17 protein-coding genes and 1 other RNA gene are annotated in these 20,057 nt (G+C 40.8%); 9 read left to right on the top strand and 9 right to left on the bottom strand.

Annotated features, from left to right (window positions below):
• Nucleotides 1-92: 92 nt before the first annotated feature.
• From MJ595_RS07875 to MJ595_RS07855, 5 genes are all read right to left on the bottom strand, one after another.
• The gene (locus MJ595_RS07875; protein WP_263081902.1) at nt 93-440 is read right to left on the bottom strand and encodes a hypothetical protein; all 348 of its coding nucleotides are present in this window, start codon (nt 438-440) and stop codon (nt 93-95) included.
• A 75-nt stretch (nt 441-515) separates the two neighbouring features.
• On the bottom strand, nt 516-1,883 hold the full coding sequence (locus MJ595_RS07870) for a transposase (protein WP_263078002.1): 1,368 nt from the start codon (nt 1,881-1,883) through the stop codon (nt 516-518).
• A 73-nt stretch (nt 1,884-1,956) separates the two neighbouring features.
• A complete protein-coding gene (locus MJ595_RS07865; RefSeq protein WP_263081900.1) occupies nt 1,957-3,081 on the bottom strand; it encodes a hypothetical protein in 1,125 nt (374 codons plus the stop codon).
• Nucleotides 3,082-3,136: 55 nt separating this feature from the next.
• The gene (locus MJ595_RS07860) at nt 3,137-3,436 is read right to left on the bottom strand and encodes a hypothetical protein (RefSeq protein WP_263081899.1); all 300 of its coding nucleotides are present in this window, start codon (nt 3,434-3,436) and stop codon (nt 3,137-3,139) included.
• A 111-nt stretch (nt 3,437-3,547) separates the two neighbouring features.
• Complete coding sequence (locus MJ595_RS07855) at nt 3,548-4,870, bottom strand: sodium-dependent transporter (protein WP_263081898.1); 1,323 nt, start codon at nt 4,868-4,870, stop codon at nt 3,548-3,550.
• A 286-nt stretch (nt 4,871-5,156) separates the two neighbouring features.
• Between MJ595_RS07855 and smpB the strand changes: the two genes are divergently transcribed.
• The 5 genes from smpB to MJ595_RS07830 all read left to right on the top strand — a co-directional run bounded on the left by smpB (nt 5,157) and on the right by MJ595_RS07830 (nt 9,891).
• A complete protein-coding gene (gene smpB, locus MJ595_RS07850) occupies nt 5,157-5,636 on the top strand; it encodes an SsrA-binding protein SmpB (RefSeq protein WP_263081897.1) in 480 nt (159 codons plus the stop codon).
• A gap of 235 nt (nt 5,637-5,871) precedes the next feature.
• Nucleotides 5,872-6,237: a transfer-messenger RNA gene (ssrA, locus tag MJ595_RS07845) on the top strand.
• Between the two features lie 271 nt (nt 6,238-6,508).
• Nucleotides 6,509-8,194, top strand: a complete 1,686-nt coding sequence (locus MJ595_RS07840) for a hypothetical protein (RefSeq protein WP_263081895.1) — start codon at nt 6,509-6,511, stop codon at nt 8,192-8,194.
• A gap of 172 nt (nt 8,195-8,366) precedes the next feature.
• Nucleotides 8,367-8,828, top strand: a complete 462-nt coding sequence (locus MJ595_RS07835) for a hypothetical protein (protein WP_263081894.1) — start codon at nt 8,367-8,369, stop codon at nt 8,826-8,828.
• A 70-nt stretch (nt 8,829-8,898) separates the two neighbouring features.
• On the top strand, nt 8,899-9,891 hold the full coding sequence (locus tag MJ595_RS07830) for a hypothetical protein (protein WP_263081893.1): 993 nt from the start codon (nt 8,899-8,901) through the stop codon (nt 9,889-9,891).
• Here the strand turns inward: MJ595_RS07830 and MJ595_RS07825 are convergent.
• Nucleotides 9,871-10,188: a hypothetical protein gene (locus MJ595_RS07825; RefSeq protein WP_263081892.1), complete on the bottom strand. Its 318-nt coding sequence runs from the start codon at nt 10,186-10,188 to the stop codon at nt 9,871-9,873. The two genes, MJ595_RS07830 and MJ595_RS07825, sit on opposite strands and share 21 nt — an antisense overlap.
• Before the next feature lie 25 nt (nt 10,189-10,213).
• Here MJ595_RS07825 and MJ595_RS07820 point away from each other — a divergent pair, with 25 nt between their 5' ends.
• Nucleotides 10,214-11,611, top strand: a complete 1,398-nt coding sequence (locus tag MJ595_RS07820; RefSeq protein ID WP_263081891.1) for a hypothetical protein — start codon at nt 10,214-10,216, stop codon at nt 11,609-11,611.
• 20 nt (nt 11,612-11,631) lie between these two features.
• Here MJ595_RS07820 and MJ595_RS07815 read toward each other — a convergent pair whose 3' ends face one another.
• Nucleotides 11,632-13,548, bottom strand: a complete 1,917-nt coding sequence (locus MJ595_RS07815; RefSeq protein WP_263081890.1) for a hypothetical protein — start codon at nt 13,546-13,548, stop codon at nt 11,632-11,634.
• Nucleotides 13,549-13,885: 337 nt separating this feature from the next.
• Here MJ595_RS07815 and MJ595_RS07810 point away from each other — a divergent pair, with 337 nt between their 5' ends.
• The 3 genes from MJ595_RS07810 (at nt 13,886) to MJ595_RS07800 (ending at nt 17,903) form a co-directional block, all read left to right on the top strand.
• On the top strand, nt 13,886-14,251 hold the full coding sequence (locus MJ595_RS07810) for a hypothetical protein (RefSeq protein WP_263081889.1): 366 nt from the start codon (nt 13,886-13,888) through the stop codon (nt 14,249-14,251).
• Nucleotides 14,252-14,534: 283 nt separating this feature from the next.
• On the top strand, nt 14,535-15,827 hold the full coding sequence (locus tag MJ595_RS07805) for a sodium:proton antiporter (RefSeq protein ID WP_263081888.1): 1,293 nt from the start codon (nt 14,535-14,537) through the stop codon (nt 15,825-15,827).
• Between the two features lie 192 nt (nt 15,828-16,019).
• On the top strand, nt 16,020-17,903 hold the full coding sequence (locus MJ595_RS07800; RefSeq protein WP_263081887.1) for a hypothetical protein: 1,884 nt from the start codon (nt 16,020-16,022) through the stop codon (nt 17,901-17,903).
• A 115-nt stretch (nt 17,904-18,018) separates the two neighbouring features.
• Here MJ595_RS07800 and MJ595_RS07795 read toward each other — a convergent pair whose 3' ends face one another.
• Together MJ595_RS07795 and MJ595_RS07790 are read right to left on the bottom strand one after the other, a co-directional pair.
• Nucleotides 18,019-18,579, bottom strand: coding sequence for a hypothetical protein (locus MJ595_RS07795; RefSeq protein ID WP_263081886.1), 561 nt, complete (start codon nt 18,577-18,579; stop codon nt 18,019-18,021).
• A gap of 168 nt (nt 18,580-18,747) precedes the next feature.
• Nucleotides 18,748-19,929, bottom strand: coding sequence for a multidrug effflux MFS transporter (locus MJ595_RS07790; RefSeq protein ID WP_263081885.1), 1,182 nt, complete (start codon nt 19,927-19,929; stop codon nt 18,748-18,750).
• Nucleotides 19,930-20,057 lie beyond the last annotated feature (128 nt).

Here is a 20,057-nt window from a genome sequence, read left to right as displayed (position 1 = left end):
TTTTATCGCGGATGAACAGAGCCAGACTGCTGCTATATCGGCAGTCGGTTTTAATGACAGGTAACACAGGTCACAGGGCTAACATCAACGCTCTATGTCGTATCGACAGTCAGCAACTTCAAGCTCACACTTCGCCCTTCAATGATAGCTGTAAATACGTCTGTCCAGTTATCAATGCAGAACCAGTCAAACAGCCCTCGTATGGCATGCCAGAATGCCTTTTTAGACTTTTTTATCTTGAGCGCTTCCTGGAAGAGCTTGCAAGACAGTTGTTCTATCTGGTTGATGAGGAAGGCCGTAAAAGTCAGGCATGCCAGATTGCTGGCCAGATGCTGCTTTCCGTGCCCGTAATTGTGTTCGAGATCAGCTATTCCCGCATGATGAACGTCGATGATCGTTGGTATTGACAATAAGGCAGCAAAAATAATGAAGCCGATCAAAACTGAGCCGCCAATTAACAAAGCGGAGCTTTAAAGAAAAAATGTCACCCCTGAACGTAGCTACGATATGGCCGGTTATGATGTATCGAATGGAATCACCCTTTTCTCTTCAATACCATGAGTTACTGTGTAAAAAAGCCCCTCCCACGTTTTTATCAGCCAATGCAAAAAATAGCCCTGTATCCATTTCCATAATGCTATACGGACTCCTTTTGAGCGGGTTCTTAAAGCTTCCTGAAACTGGGGACAGCACAGTTCCTGTATTTGATCTACGAGAAAAGCAAGCATCGTCAGATAGGCCAGATTTGTGGCTAAGTGCTTCTCACCGTGACCGTAGTTATGTTCGAGATCGTAGCCTTGATTTTTCAGGGTGTTAAACGTCTGGTTCTCAATATGCCATCGGCAGCGCCCTCCTTTCATGACGGGTTCTATGGTTTCTTCGTTAAGCGGAATATCAGTCACCCAGCACCAGATATGCTGTTTACCTTTTTTATCGGTTTCGACAAAATCAAGCACATTAACCTGTTCTGCATATTTTGCCTTGTTCAGCCTGACGTCATTGGCATAGCGAAACCACCACTTAATTCCAGTCTCTTCATTAACTTTTTCAGCACGGTGAACTTTTCCTTCTTTATCCAGCTCATCCATCGCTTCAACCAGCGAGGCATGGTTGCCATCTTTCGCGACAATGATGTAATGCCAGCCATAACTCTTAATCAGTTGGACAGTGGGGTTGTCAGCATAAAGACTGTCCAGAAGAATAACGAACTTTAGACGTGGGTGATGCTCTCGTATGGTGGCAAACAACCGTTTAATGGCATTTTTTTCACAGTCATTTTTGGTCGAACCGTCCTGGCAAACTATGGCTTCCGGTGCCAATGGCAAGACTGTTTTTTGATCCGGGTGAGCAATGCATGCTGCCATTAACTGGTGGTAGTGAGCTTCGTTGGCCTTTCCCTTATTTTTAGTACAGCACTCCTGACAAGGTTTTTTATTATTGCAGGAGTAAAATAGCCCAGTTCCATCGATCGGGAGCAAGTAGTGATTTTTCAAGTTCCCGCAGTGAAATTCGAATGCCTTCAGTAATCCGCCCCTTTGGACGTTAGACAGCAATGTCTTAAAAGGCTTTTTGAACTCTACGGGATCTATTGGATCCAGGATTTCCCGCATACTGGTATCACAGGGAGCACGTTTTTTTATCTGATACAGGTGCTCAAGGTTATGCCTTACTTCTTGCTCTGTTTTATCACGCTCAAACGAGAGGAGCGATGGGTACTTGAGATGCATCATGGCAAAAGCGGACATGGAGGCATCATGTATTGTTATTTTTCTGGAATCCTTGTTTGGTCGGACATCTGGAATTTGCTCATAACTTTCAGAAATCGTAGTAATTAAGCTGTTTGCACAAAGATGCTTACGACTTTTTTGGAATGGATAAGCCATGAGAGACAGCCATTGATAAAGTATCCCTATCAAAAGTAGACGTTATTTTGTGCGAAATCACTCCATTTGGAATTTACTGTAAGCCTTGCTGTTGCAGTGATTTAATTGATGTCACGGGAATAGCTGGTTCGAGATGGTAGCCCTGTGTTTTCAGTGTATTGAACGTTTCGTTTTCAATTTTCCATTTAGCGCGTGCTCCTCGCATGAATTTATTCACGTTCTCGGCTGAAAGCTCAATGTCCGTGACCCAGGTGTTGACGTACTTCTTGTTGCCCTCTGGATCAATTTCTATATATTCGAGAAAGTTAACCAGCACATCCGGGTGTGACTTGTTAATGGGGGCACCATTCACAAACCGGAACCAGTGCGTAAACCCTTTATCATCGGTATATTCATAGCGCACCACTTTGTCTGCACAATCCAGCTCATCGACGGCCTGGTATAACGACTCATGGGTTGAATCCTTTGCCACCATAATGAAGCTATAGCCAAAGGACTTTACCAACTTGATGGTCGGTCCATCTGAGTACAGGTCATCAAAAGTCAGAACCAGTGGCAGGTGCGGATGCTCTCTGGATAAATTCGCCAATAGCCGCTTGAGCGCTACCTTCTCACAATCATTCTTTGACGCATCAACTTGTTTGATGATGGGTTCAGGCATTAAAGGTAATACTTCTTTCTTGCCCGGCTTTACCAGACAGCAGGCCAGTAACTGATGGTAGTATTGCGGATTTTTGCTGCCTGGCTTTTTTACACAACACTCAGGACAACTAATCTTCCCTGAGCAAAAGTGCCCCGTACCATCGATAGGCGCAAGATACCCTTCCTCAAAATAAGTGAACTGCTTAAGCCGCCCAGATCGTTGCACAAAGGCAAACAGGCGGGTAAAGAACTTCCTTAAATAGCGTGTTTCGATAGGGTCAATCAGATCCCTCAGATAGGTATCACTGGGGACACAGCTGACATTGTACATCGACTTTAAGTTCTTGAGCCTATCTGGGTTATTGACACAATCCTGATCAAAAGCCAGTAATGAAGGGTATTTCAGGTGCATGACTGCCAGGCCACTCATGACCGCATCATGAAGGACAATTTTGTCATGTTGGCTTTTCTTGCGAAAGTCTGGAATTTGACCCGCTTCATCAGAGACTATTTTGAGCAGTTTTTCAGCAATGGTTCTTGGTTTCGTTAGCGGCACAACATGAGCATCGTTATTATTATTGTGGTGAAATTCTACCGGATAGTCTGCGATTTTAGCAAGAGGCTACCAAGCTACAGCCCTTGTTATTAAGGGCTTTAATCAAGTCTGCGGGAATTGCTGGCTCAAGGTTATGCCTTACTTCTTGCTCTGTTTTATCACGCTCAAACGAGAGGAGCGATGGGTACTTGAGATGCATCATGGCAAAAGCGGACATGGAGGCATCATGTATTGTTATTTTTCTGGAATCCTTGTTTGGTCGGACATCTGGAATTTGCTCATAACTTTCAGAAATCGTAGTAATTAAACTGTTTGCACAAAGATGCTTACGACTTTTTTGGAATGGATAAGCCATGAGAGACAGCCATTGATAAAGTATCCCTATCAAAAGTAGACGTTATTTTGTGCGAAATCACTCCATTTGGAATTTACTGTAAGCCTTGCTGTTGCAGTGATTTAATTGATGTCACGGGAATAGCTGCCGGGTCATAGCCCGCCACAAATTGAATAAGCCAATACTCAAGGCTAGTTCATTCATAATCATGGAGCGCTTCATAATCCAACCTGCAAAGATAGCAATCAACATCCCCCCTAAAGGAAGCAGGATACTGCTGGTCAAAAAATCCACCAGTTCAAAAAAGTTCTTATCAAAGAAACGGACTTCAAAATCACCGCTAAAGGAAAATACCGTGCCCAGACCAACCAGCCAAACCGCCACGGACACTAATACGGTTGCCATGGTTCGGCTGATATTAACCCGCTCTGTCATCCAGGCAACAACAGGTTCCACCAGTGAAATGGCTGAGCTTAAGGCTGCCAGCCCCACCAGGACAAAAAATAAAAAACCGAACCATTCACCCATGGGCATATTGGCAAAGGCTGCTGTTAAGGAGACAAACAACAAACCAGGCCCTGAGCCGGGCTCAAGTCCATAGGCAAAAACAATGGGAAAAACAACCAGCCCGGAGATTACAGCCATAATGGTATCCAGAATGGCTACGCTAAAAGCCGTGCGGGCAATGGAATTACTGGATGGCATGTAGGCGCCATAAGCCATCAATGCACACATCCCCAAGCTCAGGGTGAAAAAGGCCTGACCAAGCGCTGCCGGAATCGCCGCTGCCGTTAACCGGCTAAAGTCAATACTGAACATAAAGTCCAGGCCACGCATAAACTGCCCGGTTTCCAGCATGCTATAGCCCAGCATAATCAGTAGCAGTAGAAACAGAGCCGGCATCATGACCTGCAACCCTTTTTCCAACCCCTTATGAATACCCCGCGCGGTAATAAACAGGGTGATCAACATGAACGCTGTGTGCCACATGATTTGCCGGGGGGCTGAGGCCATCAGCCCAGAAAATTCACCGCTGACCCGGGCAGGGTTCATGCCATGAAACACCCCGGTCAACAAATCCCAGGCATAGGACAGGGACCAGCCTGCAATAACACTATAAAACGATAAAATCAGAAAACCGGATAACATTCCCATCCAGCCAATCACCTGCCACAGGCGAGAAACTCCCAATTCTCCCGTTAGTTTTTTGATGCCATTCAAGGGGCTTAGCCGGGTGTTTCGGCCAATGGCTGTCTCTGCCATCAGCAGGGGAATCCCCATGACAGCAATACAGATAAGATAAATAAGAACAAAGGCACCCCCACCATACTCGCCGGTAATATATGGAAACTTCCAGATATTACCCAAGCCAATGGCGGAACCCGCTGCTGCCAGCATAAAGGTCCAGCGATTACTCCAGGTTTTTTTGGCAATAGCGGGATTTTTACCAGACATGCGCTTCCTCAAATAGATGGCCAGGGGTATTTTCCGGGACTCTATATAAAAAAATAAAAACCCTGCGGAGCAGTTTTTTGGGGGCCATTGTAACGGTTTACCGAAAACAAACAACAGACTTTACCTACCAAAAACCCAGGACAGGCATTTCAGTTTGACTAATGTCCTGTTTGCAGGAATATTCACCTTTTCCCGGAGCGCATCTGAAAACTCACCTCCTCTCTGCACAGAATTTTCAGACTGCCTCTAAGTGACATATCACCCACAGGCTCCTATAATCCGCGCCATGGCTAAGAGTTCAAAAAAAGGTAAGAAGGGCGATTCATCCATCGTCATCAACAAAAAAGCTCGTCACGATTATCATATCGACGAGACTTTTGAAGCGGGCGTTGCCCTTTCCGGCTGGGAGGTGAAAAGTCTCCGGGTCGGCAAAGTTCAACTGGTAGACAGCTACGTCTTGTTGAAAGACGGAGAAGCCTGGTTGATCGGTGCGCAAATCACGCCACTGGACACCGCATCCACCCACGTCATTGCAGACCCTTTGCGGGATAGAAAACTACTGCTCCATCGAAAAGAGCTGGCCAAGCTGTTCTCCACAACCCAGCAGAGCGGCCATACCTGTATCGCTGTCAAACTGTACTGGAAAAAACACCTGATTAAATGTCAGATAGCCCTGGCCCGAGGCAAGAAAGAATTTGATAAGCGGGCTGCCACCAAGCAACGCGAATGGAATATCGAAAAGCAACGGATCATGCGTAAAGGCTAATCCTTCTCTCAGGCCTCAAACCACTGAGGCCTCACCACCTCCCTACTCCCTATTTCCTACTCCCTATTTCCTACTCCCTATTCCCTATTCCCTATTCCCTATTCCCTATTCCCCAAGAAAGCCTGACTTTTTAGTCAAAACTTTCCAGCCTCAACTAACTGTTTATTTATCACACAAAGAAATAACTATTTGACTTTTATATCATTTTTTGAAATAAATGCATCATGGTTTCACCGGGGGCGATTAGGATTCGACGACGGTTGCGAAACCTGAGGTGCATGTCGAGCGCGTAGTGGCTCTCGTTAATCCAAACACTACAAACCTTATAGTTGCAAACGAAGACAACTACCAAGTAGCTCTGGCTGCCTAAAAACAGTCTGCTACCGATCGCTCCGATTTGCCTGTTGGCTGGTACCGATCGCAAATGTAAACAGGATCGCCACGGAAGTCTGCCTGGGATTGAAGGGTTAAAAAAATTCAGGATCGCTCGGTTCACCCTGCCCGTTGGGTCGTTCTGAGTTAACCTAAAGACGGATCTAAGCATGTAGAGCCAAGGGCGTAGGACTGGCGGACGCGGGTTCAAATCCCGCCGCCTCCACCAATTATGCTTGCACTGTTGTCTATAAGCAAGATAGCTGCAAGTCAATGAAAAGGTCAGAACCTATGGGTTCTGGCTTTTTTTTGTTTCAAAAAAGTAAAAAGCACCCTACTGAATCCACATATATATTAGTCATGATGATACGTGTCAAAATTTATATTACCTTTTGGTGTAACTACACGGTCAACATTTCAAAAATTAATATCACAATTCATATTAAGACAATCTAAAATAAGCATGATTTAATACAATGTTTAACTGTGATTATTTAGTAATGAATATAAAACCCATTGCCTTATTGACAGCACTGCCTCTTATTTTTTTATTGCCTTCACTGTCTTATAGTGAGAAAGCTTTTTCTATGCCTCCTGCAAAAAATCAAGCTAAAAAAAAACCTGTTGCAAAAAAAAAGCTACGATTCTCAGTTGAAAAAGGTCAAGGTTATTCTGATACGCCCCACTTGCCTGAGGAGGATAAGGGGATGCATCCAAAGCGGTTACAACTCTCTAATAAAAAAGATCACGGTTATTCTGATACCCCTAAACTAACTTCAAGGCCGCCTGCACCAAAGAAACTACGATTCTCTGATAAAAAAAACACAAGTAACTCTCATTCGCCTAAACCACAATATCCAATTTTTTGTCCTAATGCTCCCAGACCACAAACCAGATCTGTTGCAAAGCGGCTACTATGTTCAGGTCAGGGTTTCCCTACTCCTGCCAAACAAATCGCTTTCTCAGATAGCGAGGAATCCTCTTTTACAGCAAAACCACACGGCTCATCACGGCAGCGGGAATCATTCACAACCAGCACACCAAAACCATTAAGTGAAACAAAGGTAGTTAGAGAAGAATACAAATCCCAGCAACTCACATCGCATCAAAAAACTGCTACTAAAAGAAAAACACGCCAAAAGCCAGCAGTCTTTGTTGTTAGTCAAGAAACTCTCCAAGAAATTCACAAGCGTAGAGCAAGGGATGCAGACTTTATGATGAGTCCTATAGAATACTCTGATGATAGTTCCATCAATCAGTCTATCACTGAGCATCTTGCAAGCCTTGGCCTATATACGCCCCCCTACCAACCAACACTTAGTTCCTGGCTTGAAGGTATAGATTGTTTTCATGAATTTTTATACCAAAATAACAAAAGGAAAAAACGATTTGAGATCCCTTTTACACACGAACTTGAAGAAGCTGGAAGCAACTTAGAGAGCCTTGAAATATTAAAAATATGGGCCGTAAATCATTATAAACTTCAGGGCATTATTCAAAAACTAAAGCAGGATCCAGACACTTCAGGAGTTTCATTGAGAATAGGTGCAAATTTTTTAATTTCTCACTCAGAAACAATGATTGAAGACTCCATTCAACTATGGGCATTATGGAGTGGTATTGAAAATATAAAGAACCGCGCTCAACAGGCCACAGAACGAGCTGTTGAACGAGAAGATCAACTTCTTGACAGGATTAAAGATCAAGTAACTAAATCAAAGACGTTTAGTGCAAATAAAGCATCAAAAATTTACTTAAATGCATATAGTGCATATAGAAATATCGTAGAAAAACTATATGAATGGGATATGGCTATTATTCAGTCAGATACTATACAGTCACTTTTAGAGTTCCTAGTATTTAATAGACTATTATCTGAACTGGAACTTATAAAAGGACAATATAATGATTATTTAGCTCGAAATTTACACCATAAACACCAAAAAGATCTGCGCAGTTTTTCCCAAAGAGTTTCGCTCGCTCAAGTTATAATGGGGGACTGCCTTACTAAAGAATCCCAAGAAGAACTCGAGAAAAAAATAAAAGAAGTACAAGAATTAATAGAAACAACTCCACGAGCAGTCAGTACTCCAAAAGAATTTACAACTGGGGATAAAAAAGTAACCATCACTTACAAAGGCAAAAAAAAGAAACTTTTAAAAAGGACAGTTTTATTACTCAGATAATATTTTATATCGCCAAATAGTATGAAAAAAACATGAAAAATCAAGGGCATAGTCTAATTTTAGATCACATTAATAGTTATAGGTGCATGTAAAGTGACATGAAAAAGCCTATTATAAACGCTACTTTCAGCATGAGAAAACCATTGATACTCTCCTATATCCATTTAGCGCTATGGTTGAATTCTGTAAAAAATATTTTATCGTTAGCTCGACAACTCCATGTCTTCGGGGAACACTACAGGTTTACGATATAAATCAAGATTTTCACCCTATGCTAACCCTTTGGGGAGATGAAGGCATCATAAAGACTATGACAGCAACAAGTAAATATGTAGTATCTGGAACTGATGATACATTGAAAGTCTGGGATCCCCTTAAAGGAAAATGTTGCAGAACCCTAAAAGGTCATAAAGGCCACGTAAGCTCTTTGACCACCTGGAATAACTTAATTATATCAGGCTCAGATGAAATAAGAGTCTGGAACCCTGAAACAGGGGAGTGTCTAAGCACCTTAGTGATAAATGAAAAAAAACCTAAAAAGGTTCGTCATATGTCAACAAACCAAGATGGTATTCTGCTGAGCTGTGCATATGATGGAAAAATACGTTACTGGGATATTAGCCAGATCGAATAACATGTTAAAAAAAACAGACAGGATACCCAACATTTACTGGATAAATACACTTTCTTTTTTTCTGATTTTCATGCTGATATTTCACAGTACATCGTTTGCTGTAGGAAGACAACAGAAAAGCTGTTCACAACCAGATATTTTATGGCCAATAGTTCTAAAATGCTTAACACTTAAAGAAGTTATGCATTGCAGAGGGGTTTGTCGTAAATGGAAAGATATATATATACCAGATGTTATTAAAATGAAATATCCAAGTCCAGAAAAAAGATATCTTATAGACCCCAGATTAATAACTTTTACTGAAAAAAGAGATAGAAATAATCCAGAAACAAAAAAAAATAAAGAAAGAAAACCACAACTAAAACTCATCCAAACTATTCAATGCAGTCTATCTTGGGATGAAGTAATTAAAAAAATCAATATTCTTCATGACTCAAACAACCTTATTATTTTCATAATTGGCAGTACAGGAAATAAAATAGAAATATGGGATATAGATAAAAAAGAATGCCTCACAAAAACCCAAAACATTCAATATAATAACTTATCTGCTATCTATTATATCCACACCTCACGCTTAGTCATTTTTAAAAATTCTGATTGTATACTGGAAACTTGGCAATGGCAAAAAAATATTACAGAACATCACGATAAAACAGTACCAATATGTGCCCCGAAGCTCACCCAAAATTTCTCATCAGAACAACAACAACGTTATCCAAGTATTAAAGGAAAACACTGGGAAGCAGAAGTAACATCTAAAGGTGATAGTATCAAGATCAGAAAGTGTGGAAAAAAGAAGCCCACCTGTGTTTTAAAAGAACTCAAAAAGCAATCACAGCTACCAACCCCCGCATCTCTTGGCTTTAGTCCAGATGAACAATGGCTTGTGGCCAGCTACCATTTAGGGTCTGCATTTATTTGGAACCGGGCAACAGGCCAGCATCTCAAAACATTACCACCTTCTGATGGCGAGATAAATATTATTGCTTTTAGCCAAGACAGCAAATTAATCATTTACGCTTCAGACAGTGGTAAAATATTAATCTATTCTATTATCTAAATTTTCTATATCACTCCCATCTAAATAAGAAACAACCCCCATTAAAAATGAATATTTCAACTGCATCAACAAAAAAAAAATTATAGGTATAGTGTTATTTATAGCCATAAAACAAATCACTTTTACACATGCAAACTCAATTGATTCAAGCCATAAAAAACAAACGCTTATAACAAAATATTTCAAATCAACAAAAACAACAAAAACAACAAAATACAGACTAACACCTCGAACCCCTAAAAAAAGAACCCCAAAAACAGTAATAAAAAAATTAACAAATACATCTATTACAACCACTTATCACAGACTACTATCAATCAGGTTGTCTTTTTTCCAAGAAAAGAAAATAAAGTCCCCCTACAGTACCATCGTATCAAATTTATTCTGTCAAGAATTTTCACCATTCATATTATTTGAAAATAAAGATAAAAAAACATCACAACCTCTACCACTTCTAACCCAAGCTGCGAGACAAGTAGTTTTAAAAAACCCTCCTCAGCCAATAGAAATTAATATCAAAGAAAATAATCTTAAAGATATTTATAGAATTAATCTTACCACATCGATTAGTTTTAATGGTTGTGATTTAGTTATTGGCCAATGCAACCCAGAACTTCCATTTACTGTAAATAAATCATCTATAACTCAAAACTGGCATTTCTATAAAGCACCTCACTCTTTATGGCCTTCATCCTTTTCAGGAAAAACAAGAAACCGGGATTTCAATTATTTCCTTTCTCCCCAGCGAGAAAAATACAGACTGTGGTATATAGATCATAAAGTTGAGAAACCTGGCATATATTGCTTTAACCCGGAAGAGCATACTATTGAAAAAACTATAGTATCCCCAGCTAATATTGGTGACTCTACATATTTTAAATTGCAACCTCTAAAAACCAGTAAAGATGGTCACATACAATATCACAATATCCCAGAACTCTTCACAATTCCTGAACAAAGAAATAAAGATGAATATGGTGTAAGTATATCCACCACTACTCCTTTTTGGCATGGAGTATATTCTAAAGCAACAAGAAAGCAGAAAGCTAAACACTGCTCTGTATGCTCCCCCTCACTTAAACAAAAAACTCAAACCAGCACAATTCAAACAGCTGTATGCCAGTGTCGGACATATCTCCACGAAAATTCTGACACCTGGTCACTGCACTTAGTGGGTAAAACCATTGTTTCCCTTCATACCAATGGCTCTCTCAGATTACAGATATTAGACACATCGCTTTCATTTAATAGACACTTATTTAAACCTATTGCACAAATCAGAAACAAAGTAGGTCATCTTGAGCATCTTATTGCCTACATGGGAGAGCTAAATGATTTTCAATCAAGATGGGCACGCGCCTACTTACACAGTGATGTATCTGCCACTCACTATTGCTTAAAAAACAAACAAATAAACTTATCCAAAAAAAATCAATCCTGGACCCCCTATGACAGCAAGGTGTCAATTCAAACATTAGTATTTCGGGCAGGAATAGTTAGTCTTAAAGTTCCATTCGCTCACAACATTGTTTTTGTACAAAATAGATCGGAATGCTATATATATATCCGTAGCTATTATCAAAAAAAAGGACACATGCAAAACCCTTTGGATGCACGCTCAACTATTATTGATTTAAAAAGATATAGAGTAACTCAATGGGATCTATCAGAAGCGGCAGTAGAACATTACAATCTTTTTGAATCAATAACTGCTCATTAAAAACTATAACTAATATATTTTCACAAACTAATATCACTTATCTCCAAAGGACTCTCAATAAAACCCTCAGCATAACTGGTACTATCATCAAGCCCTTCTCCAAAGGATGTATCTGTACTCAGGTCTACATCTGTCCCTCGCAAATCAATACTGCACGAACATGTCTTTGTGTTTGTATAGATAACAGCCAAGTCAACTCTAATATATATATTCTCTAACTTGAGTTCATCATCTGCTCCTGTCTGCTCTTCACTTGCCAATTTAGCACGAAGATCAAGCGTAACCTTTTCAAATACTTTAAATCTTTCATTCATACTAAACAATATCATTCTGCCTTTAGTGGTGCCTACAACTACAAGCCAGCGATTAGAAGATATAGATAAAGATGAAGGAAGCTCTCCTACCTCCAATCCTAAATCACCAAGCTCTTTAATATCCTCCTCGGGTTTGCTATCTTCTTTAAGCTTAACTTTATATAGTTTTTCCCCAGCCAGTAATAGATGCTTTTTATCTGGATGCAAACACATTGCTGTTGCATCTGTTATTAATCTATCACTTTGTTGACTTTGTGCATTTACTTCAGGCATAACATTATTGTCTATTGAACCGAACCATAGCCAACAAGCTTTACTATTTATCGGCGTACGTGCCAATTTGAATAACACAAACAACTGATCATCCTTAGTTAGAAATTCATAAACTTGACCGACATTATCTATTTCATTTAATTTCATACACTGTGAGTCAAATATCTTAGAGGGTAGTCTTTTAATAACCTCCAAAACCACCAACTGGTTTAAATCATCATACTTTAATAAATACACAGCCTCTCCCTCCTCATTAACAGCTATCTTCTTATATTTAGGAGCCTGCTGAAGACCTAAACGAATTGTTGCCATTGTTTCAAATCTATAATCACCTTCTAAAACAACCAAGTTATCATGATACGTTAAATCATATAGATTTAATGATCCATATGTATCTCTCACTGCGATAAATGTTCCCCTCCTATTAGCTGCAAATACCTTATAATTCATAGCCTCAATCAAATCAACACCATATTTCACTTCTTTCTTACGAGCCATCACTGAAAAAGCTGTGTGTTGGACAATATGCGGCCCTAATCTCAACACTTTATTTCTTCTATTACTTACAACTAAAGCTTCACTATTTACTTCTCTTTTTATAAATTTAACTTTATCGATTCCCTGTTTAGCATTCTTTAAGAGGTTTTCCCTAACAAGCACTAGAAATTTTTTCCTATCGGCTTTTACCTCATTTTTACCAGGATCACCAAAAATTGTCCCTCCTCGTGTCTTTTTAATAGTTTCATACCAACCTGCAGCAAGAAAATATCCTAACCGCCCTTTCAATTCTTCATTATTCTTAACCTTATAATAAAAATTTTGGCAGGCTCTGATATGGTTACTCACGTGATAAAGAGACTCCATTTCATCACCTGCCATCTTATCAAAAATATTGAACATTATTTCAGGGGGAAGTCTCGATAAATAATCATCCTCATTAAAAACCTCTTCATCCTGATAGGATTTTAACTCCCCATCAGTCATTGACATTAACGGTGCCTCTCTCATTACTTTTATTCTCTTTACGCTACCTGTTGCTATTGGAGAAAACTCAGAATCAAATAGAGCACACTTTTTCATTTTTCTTTCAGGTCCAACCGGCGTCGATGACTGAATATTCGATGAAGTTCGACTTGACTCTCCTAACATTAATTGCGGTGAAAAAAACTCATTGCTTTTCTTGCTTTCCATAAGAGGCGGAGAAAATGGCCTTTTCCTTTTTCCGCTTGCAGAAAAACCAGCCCCTCCTGTTTCTTCTAGTTTTTGATTATTTTCACCATCGCCATTTACGGATAGTGCATCAGCACTAATTATCAAAGCAAAATAAAATAGATAGCACTTCATGCTCATCAATCTATATTAATATCAAATCTTTAGATTAGTCTAAAAAATTAGATTATTAACAATAAATTTATCACCCTCACTTTTTAAGCTTGAAGCATCCTTTCCCTATCATAAATAGTACGCTTCTGTATACAAGCCTCTCATTTATCTGGCCTTACCTTACTTGCCCCCTCTACTCACAACGATTATGATGACTCCCAATAACCATAAACAACCTGATTTACTCTTATTGTCTTTATGGGTAGTTTGCCATAAGGCAACGGGGTCAGTTTGACTAGGAGCCAGGCTGTTTGCTTTACAGGAGGGAAATCTATTGATTCAAACAAAGCAAGAAGGAGAAACCATGACCACAGCCAATTTTTTCCGTTGGCAGCGAGGGGGATTTGAAATGTCATTCCTTCGATTGCGTAGCGAACAGAGCAATGGTGACACTAATCACCGGGTTCGCTATGACGTTACCATCCTGGATGAAGGCCACCTGGTGGCAGCCCTGTATGACCTGAGCGTTCCCTACCACCCATCTACAGAGCGTTATGCCTTTGAAAAACAGTGTATTGAGGCCGTTATCAATTTTATCACCAGTGAAAGCCAGGATCAGGTAGTCACCAATTGGCGCCATGACCTGCGTCGAGAGCGGTTAATTGAACTGGCTAAAGACCTTGATGCCTGGCAGACAGCTCCCGATACTTCTTCTAATCCTACCCCTTGAACCCAACTTCAGCTAAACAGCAACCTGAATGCCGCCATATGAAATAATTACTACTTACTGGTGATTTCCCCCTTAATACGGCAAATCCATCTTAGCCAGTTATTATACTTATGGCGGGGCATTCAAAGACTCGCCCCACCCCACTTTTATTGCACTATAAAATCACTTTCCCACAAGGTTATCACCCAATAATTTTCCCGATCCACTAGTAATTCATACAACCTTGGCCAATACTAAAGTTTGTCCGGTTGAACAATAAAAATATCAGCAGGAATCACCCTCCATGGGCACATATGAACTGTTATGCATGTTGTCAGCCTTGGCTCTTGGAGCCGCACTGATTTCTTCAAAAATAAGCCGACTTCAAACAACGATTGCTATCACCCTGGTCGCTTTCTGCTTAAGCTTAGGCATTCTGGTACTTGGAAAACTGTTTGATATAGACCTTTACTTTAATGCAATTAACGGGCTCAATGACTTGGACTTCCGGGCTCTGTTGATAAATGGATTGCTGGGTTTTCTGCTATTTGCCGGGGCATTGAACATTCGCCTGGGGATACTCAAACAGCAGGGCTGGGAAGTGATGATTCTGGCTGTGTTCAGCACCCTGTTATCTACAGTTATTGTTGCCACGGCCCTATGGCTACTATCGCCACTACTGGGCATTCAGCTGAAGTATATCTATTGCCTGTTATTTGGTGCCCTTATATCCCCCACTGACCCTATCTCTGTCATGGCCATTATCAAGCAGTTGAAAGCACCGGAGGATATAGCGGTGCAAGTGGAGGGAGAGTCACTGTTTAATGATGGTATTGGCCTGGTTCTGTTTGTCTCTTTTTCCCAGCTGGCCTTCTCGGATACCCCAGTCACTCTGACAGATGTAGGCTGGCTTTTTACCCATGAGGTTATCGGAGGTTTACTTTTTGGTTTACTATTGGCCGTTATTCTCCACGGTATGATTGGGTTTAGCGAAGACGAAAGCCAAAAACTGCTCATCACCTTTCTTGCCCCCACAGCAGGCTATGTTCTTGCAATCATGGCTGGCGTATCAGGCCCTTTAGCCATGGTCAGCTGTGGCATTACCATGGGTGCGTGGACAGCACAGCACTTTTTTGACGAGGCAGGGCAAGGTCGCCTGAAGCGGTTCTGGTTTCTCATCGAAGAGTACTTCAACTCACTCCTGTTTTTGCTCATCGGTTTGATGCTACTGCTGGTTGATTTTCACGGTGCCGACTGGCTCTTTATGCTTACAGCCATTCCCCTGGTCCTGGTAGCCAGGCTTGTCAGCATCGCTGTCCCCTATCGAGGCTTCAGGCTATTCAGGAACTACAACCTTTTTGCAGAACCTATTCTTGTTTGGGGAGGCCTTCGGGGTGGTCTTGCTTTGGCAATGGCCATGTCTATACCCGCCAATATTATGCTTGTTCCAGAAAAAGGAATTGACCTGAGAGAGCTAATGATGGTGATGAGCTACGGCGTAGTCATGTTTTCCATACTGATTCAGGGAACAACGGTCAAGGGGCTTATTATAAAAAGTAAGCTGCTAACATCGACCAACAAGCCAAACAGTGACTAATATAGATCAGTCAACAACATCACTCTATCTGAAAGGCAGCTAAAATTTTTTTAAGCTATACTTCATTCGTCTGCTATTCTACTTTAGCAATCACTCCTGCTATTTTAAAATTCTGAAGCTAACCTATCCCCATCACTAATATATGGTTAGCTAGAGAGTAAAAGAATGAGATTATTTTTTTTTCTTATTATTATGGTAATTGCTTCCAATGCAAAAGGAAGAAATATAAATATGGAAAATATTTCCCCTTTGCAAATAATGATGAGTCCTGCAACAGAAAAGGCTCCGTCCAAAACGTCTCAAGAGGGGGGTAATAGGGATGACAGAGAAAATAATTTAGCAACTTCACTAAGTACTTTGCTGAGCACTTTTCTACGTAAAAATAATGATGATGATGAAAATAGAAAAAAAGATACTCCAAATTTTCAGACCCTGATGGGAGGAGCAATACACTGCTCCTGGTGCAAAAGGCCAATGACGCACAGTGAGGCTCAGCATATTATAGAACGAAATGATGGCAGAGTAATATGCGATTCATGTTTGGTAAACCCCTGTTATAACTACGACAAACCTCCGGACTACAATTGGAAATTCACTGTCTATTGTCAATCACGAGCTGAAAAACAAAAAAGATGGTGGTCATTTCAAGGTGATTGGGCTAATGATTTCTTCTTGTATCGGACATCCCAGCTAGCCACTCCCCCCAGACGACAGCCAGGGGAAAGAGGAATCTGTGATATGATGGCTGAACTCACTGCTAGGGACCAGTATGAAGAATTAACACGTAAACAAGAGGTACTTGATAAGATAAAAAAAGAAATCATTGACGAAGACGGTTTACAGATAGAGACAACAGTATTTGATGAAGTTAAAGGTGCTGTTCTTGAAAACAGTAATGCGTTAAAAGCCCGCTGCTCGCAAGCTTTAAATACACTAAATGAATCAGAACCCCATTCATTTGAAATTAATGATACACTTAACGAGTTAATAACTATTATCACTCTATTACAAAGAGTAGATTATTTTTCACTTCTTATAAAACATCTCAGTACCACCGCCACCGGTACATTGTGTTGTGCCTCAGAATATCAACTATTAAAACTACTACAAAGTACTGTTAACAGCATAGTATCAAAAGATATTATTCAACATTACCCAGAAACCACTTTTCACTTTCTATCTAGATGTATTGATTGCCAAATAATTTCCAATTGCTGTGAATTTCTAGGCTATAGACTCAAAAACCTGGTCTACAAAACACCATGGTATAACCCTGAACAATTTGCCAAGGTTGATAAAACCCTTGTTTTGGAGGGAACAGAAAAATTTGAGACATGGATACACCATCAAGCATTAACAGATTTTGATAAAACTTTAATGGATGGTAAAATATTTCTTCAAATAACTTTATTAAAATGCAGCTTTATTAGAAACTCGAGAACAGAACTTGATATAGATAAATTTAAAAAAAGACTAGAGTGCCTTTTAGATATATCAAATACCGAACATTCTGATGAATATAGAGAGCACTTAAAACGCATTGCCTCCAGCCATCAAGGAGGACACACTGTTCCGGACTTTAGAATCCATCATAAACTCATGGCAAAAGATATCAGTGAGGATACATATGCAAAATTTATGTATGATCATCAGATAGTTTTACATATTGCACAACTCCCACGATATTCAGAGTATCCTGAATGCCTGAAAGCCATGTGTAAAGAACTGGCTGAGCACTTGAGCCTTTCTACAGAATTAAATCAAATCATAGATGGGCAGTTTGACGCAGTTATAGCCTCCCAAAATGAATCTGCTGATGTCTTCTATCTAAAGGCTATTGCATATCAACATGCACAGGTATACCCAGGGCAAAAAGGATTAGCAGCATATTATTATGAACAAGCTTGTGAGCGTGATCCATTATATTATTTAGAGTTTGCAATTTATTTAGACCAACAGCCAACAAAGCAACGCCGGTTAATACTATCCGTTTTGAATAAAGCAAAAGAACATATCGATGATGAGGATTATTTGCTATGGCATCATTTATACTCATCTTATTTAGACCCTGATTAACTACATAACTGCTATATATGGGACTTTAACGTACCTATTACAGTTTTAGAGGACAGACTCCAGTCGAAGTCTACCTCTGAGCGGGAATTCCAGTTATTACCTGAATCAAGCAGGACTACACCTGTAGCATTTTTACCATCTGGCTACCCTTTTTCCACCAGCTGGCAATTCCCGATCCTGAAAAGCCGCCTTTCTGAGAAAAGCTAATATCTTTAGCAGGAGGCTCTGCATCCTCCGGAGGAAAGTCAATATCTACCTTCCGTTCAGCTACCTCTGGAACATTCTTGTACTGATTCTTCAGAGTGTCTTTTCTTTCCACCTCTTCCCAGCCGGGAAACTCTAGAGAGTTGGTAATCTGAAGCTTGTTATACTGATAATTCTTATATTCAACACAGGCTCGATTACGTAGTTTTTCCGCTCCCCATACAAGCCCTGCACAAGAGAAAAAGCCAGCCGTCTGACCAGCAAATATAATTTGCGGGGCTAAAAAAGTTGTACATACTTTGGTTATCGCTCTTCCAGCAAGGCCCTTACCCAACATATAGCCTAGCCCATAACTGGCAGCTTCAGGCGCAACAGAACCGCCTGCTGCGGCACCTGCCAGACCACCGGCAGTCATGGCAGCCTTCATCCCAGCGCTTTGTCCTGTAAACATATTAGAAATTCCTAATCCCATATCTTCTCTCCTTTAAATGGCTCTAATAATTATTCTTTCATGGTTTTTGACTCAGCCAGATAAAGAAAGTTCACCATCTTTGAGTTCTTGATACCTTTTGGTAAAGACTGGAAGCCCCTCACTCTAAAGTATTACAGAAGACATAGCCTAACAAAACAGACAGTATCACTAACTGGCTTTCGCTAATGCCAACGCTCTTTCACCGTGGTTATTTTTTTTCGCCGCTATCACCAATAAAGGAATGACACCCGCAATTCCCATCATTACTGCAAGCGTTATAGATAAAGGCAGGGAAATGGCCTGGGCAACCATACTAATCAGTGCCGCCCCTAACATTTGAATACAGACCAGCAAGGCTGATGCCGTTCCAGCAATATGGGCAAATGGGGCCAATGCTTTTCCTGTTGCAGCCCCAAGTAACCAGGCAAAACCAGAGCTGGCAATCATTACCGGTGCCATAAAGCCCCAGGTACTGGTGCCACTGAGCCAATAGCTGGTTGCCATAGACAGCCCCCCAATGATCATTAGCAGCGCACCAATAATCATACACCCCCTTTCACCCAACTGATGCATAAACCGTCCGGCCAAAATACTGCTAACCATGATGCCTAAGGCATTCCCCCCAAACAGCAAGGCAAAACGACTCTCACTATGACCAAGCTGCCCCACCAAAATTTGTGGTGCAAATGAAACATAGGTAAGAATAATAGCCATGGCTGCCATACAACAGGCACTATTTATCATAAACACCGAATGGCTGAGCAGTGTCTTATAGCTCGCAAAGGGCGATACTCTTTCCCCTGATTGCTTTTCAGGTCTTGTCTCTGGCAGTTTAAACCAAACCAGCCCCCATACTATCAGTGCAAAAATAGCCATAAAAATAAAACTGGCCTGCCAGAAAAACAGTGTTGCCAAAGCACCGCCTATGCTGGGAGCCAGGGCCGGTGACACATTCAGGGCGGCATTCAGATAACTAAAAGCCTGTGCTGACTCTCTCGGACTCAGCAAATCCCTTACTACCGCAAAAGCGACGGTGGTAGTACAGCATGCACTTAACCCCTGTAGTGCTCTCATAACAATGAGCTGGTCTATGGATTGCGCCACAGATCCCAGTGCTGATGTCAGAAAATATAAAAGGATACCGTACAAAGCAATTTTCCGGCGGCCATACTTATCCACCAGAGGCCCAACCACCAGCTGCCCCAGTCCCATACATAGAATAAACAGGCTCAGTGTGTATTGAACCCGATCAGGCGTTGTATGATAGTAATCAACAATGGTGGTAAATGAAGGAATATAAATATCGATGCCGATGGGGCTAAATATAACCAGCAAAACCAGTATACCCATCAATCGTTGAAACTGTTTCTTCTGCACCTCTGCCCCACAACTCTTCAAAAAGGGGAATCATATTGAGGGCTGCTTATAAATTGAAATGAATTATATTATTAGCCAATTTTCTTATCAGGAATATCTGT

Source organism: Endozoicomonas sp. Mp262 (assembly GCF_025643335.1).
Taxonomy (GTDB): domain Bacteria; phylum Pseudomonadota; class Gammaproteobacteria; order Pseudomonadales; family Endozoicomonadaceae; genus Endonucleibacter.
The sequence above is the reverse complement of the archived record's forward strand: the minus strand, read 5'-3'. Positions and strand labels throughout refer to the sequence as shown.

Bases quoted from the DNA above. Each gene is read 5' to 3' on its own strand.
- MJ595_RS07870 (WP_263078002.1), bottom strand. From the start codon at position 1,883: ATGGCTTATCCATTCCAAAAAAGTCGTAAGCATCTTTGTGCAAACAGC.
- smpB (WP_263081897.1), top strand. From the start codon at position 5,157: ATGGCTAAGAGTTCAAAAAAAGGTAAGAAGGGCGATTCATCCATCGTC.
- MJ595_RS07860 (WP_263081899.1), bottom strand. From the start codon at position 3,436: ATGGCTTATCCATTCCAAAAAAGTCGTAAGCATCTTTGTGCAAACAGT.
- MJ595_RS07830 (WP_263081893.1), top strand. From the start codon at position 8,899: ATGCTGATATTTCACAGTACATCGTTTGCTGTAGGAAGACAACAGAAA.
- MJ595_RS07815 (WP_263081890.1), bottom strand. From the start codon at position 13,548: ATGAGCATGAAGTGCTATCTATTTTATTTTGCTTTGATAATTAGTGCT.
- MJ595_RS07855 (WP_263081898.1), bottom strand. From the start codon at position 4,870: ATGTCTGGTAAAAATCCCGCTATTGCCAAAAAAACCTGGAGTAATCGC.
- MJ595_RS07795 (WP_263081886.1), bottom strand. From the start codon at position 18,579: ATGGGATTAGGAATTTCTAATATGTTTACAGGACAAAGCGCTGGGATG.
- MJ595_RS07835 (WP_263081894.1), top strand. From the start codon at position 8,367: ATGGTTGAATTCTGTAAAAAATATTTTATCGTTAGCTCGACAACTCCA.
- MJ595_RS07810 (WP_263081889.1), top strand. From the start codon at position 13,886: ATGACCACAGCCAATTTTTTCCGTTGGCAGCGAGGGGGATTTGAAATG.
- MJ595_RS07805 (WP_263081888.1), top strand. From the start codon at position 14,535: ATGGGCACATATGAACTGTTATGCATGTTGTCAGCCTTGGCTCTTGGA.
- MJ595_RS07800 (WP_263081887.1), top strand. From the start codon at position 16,020: ATGGTAATTGCTTCCAATGCAAAAGGAAGAAATATAAATATGGAAAAT.
- MJ595_RS07840 (WP_263081895.1), top strand. From the start codon at position 6,509: ATGAATATAAAACCCATTGCCTTATTGACAGCACTGCCTCTTATTTTT.
- MJ595_RS07790 (WP_263081885.1), bottom strand. From the start codon at position 19,929: ATGGGTATACTGGTTTTGCTGGTTATATTTAGCCCCATCGGCATCGAT.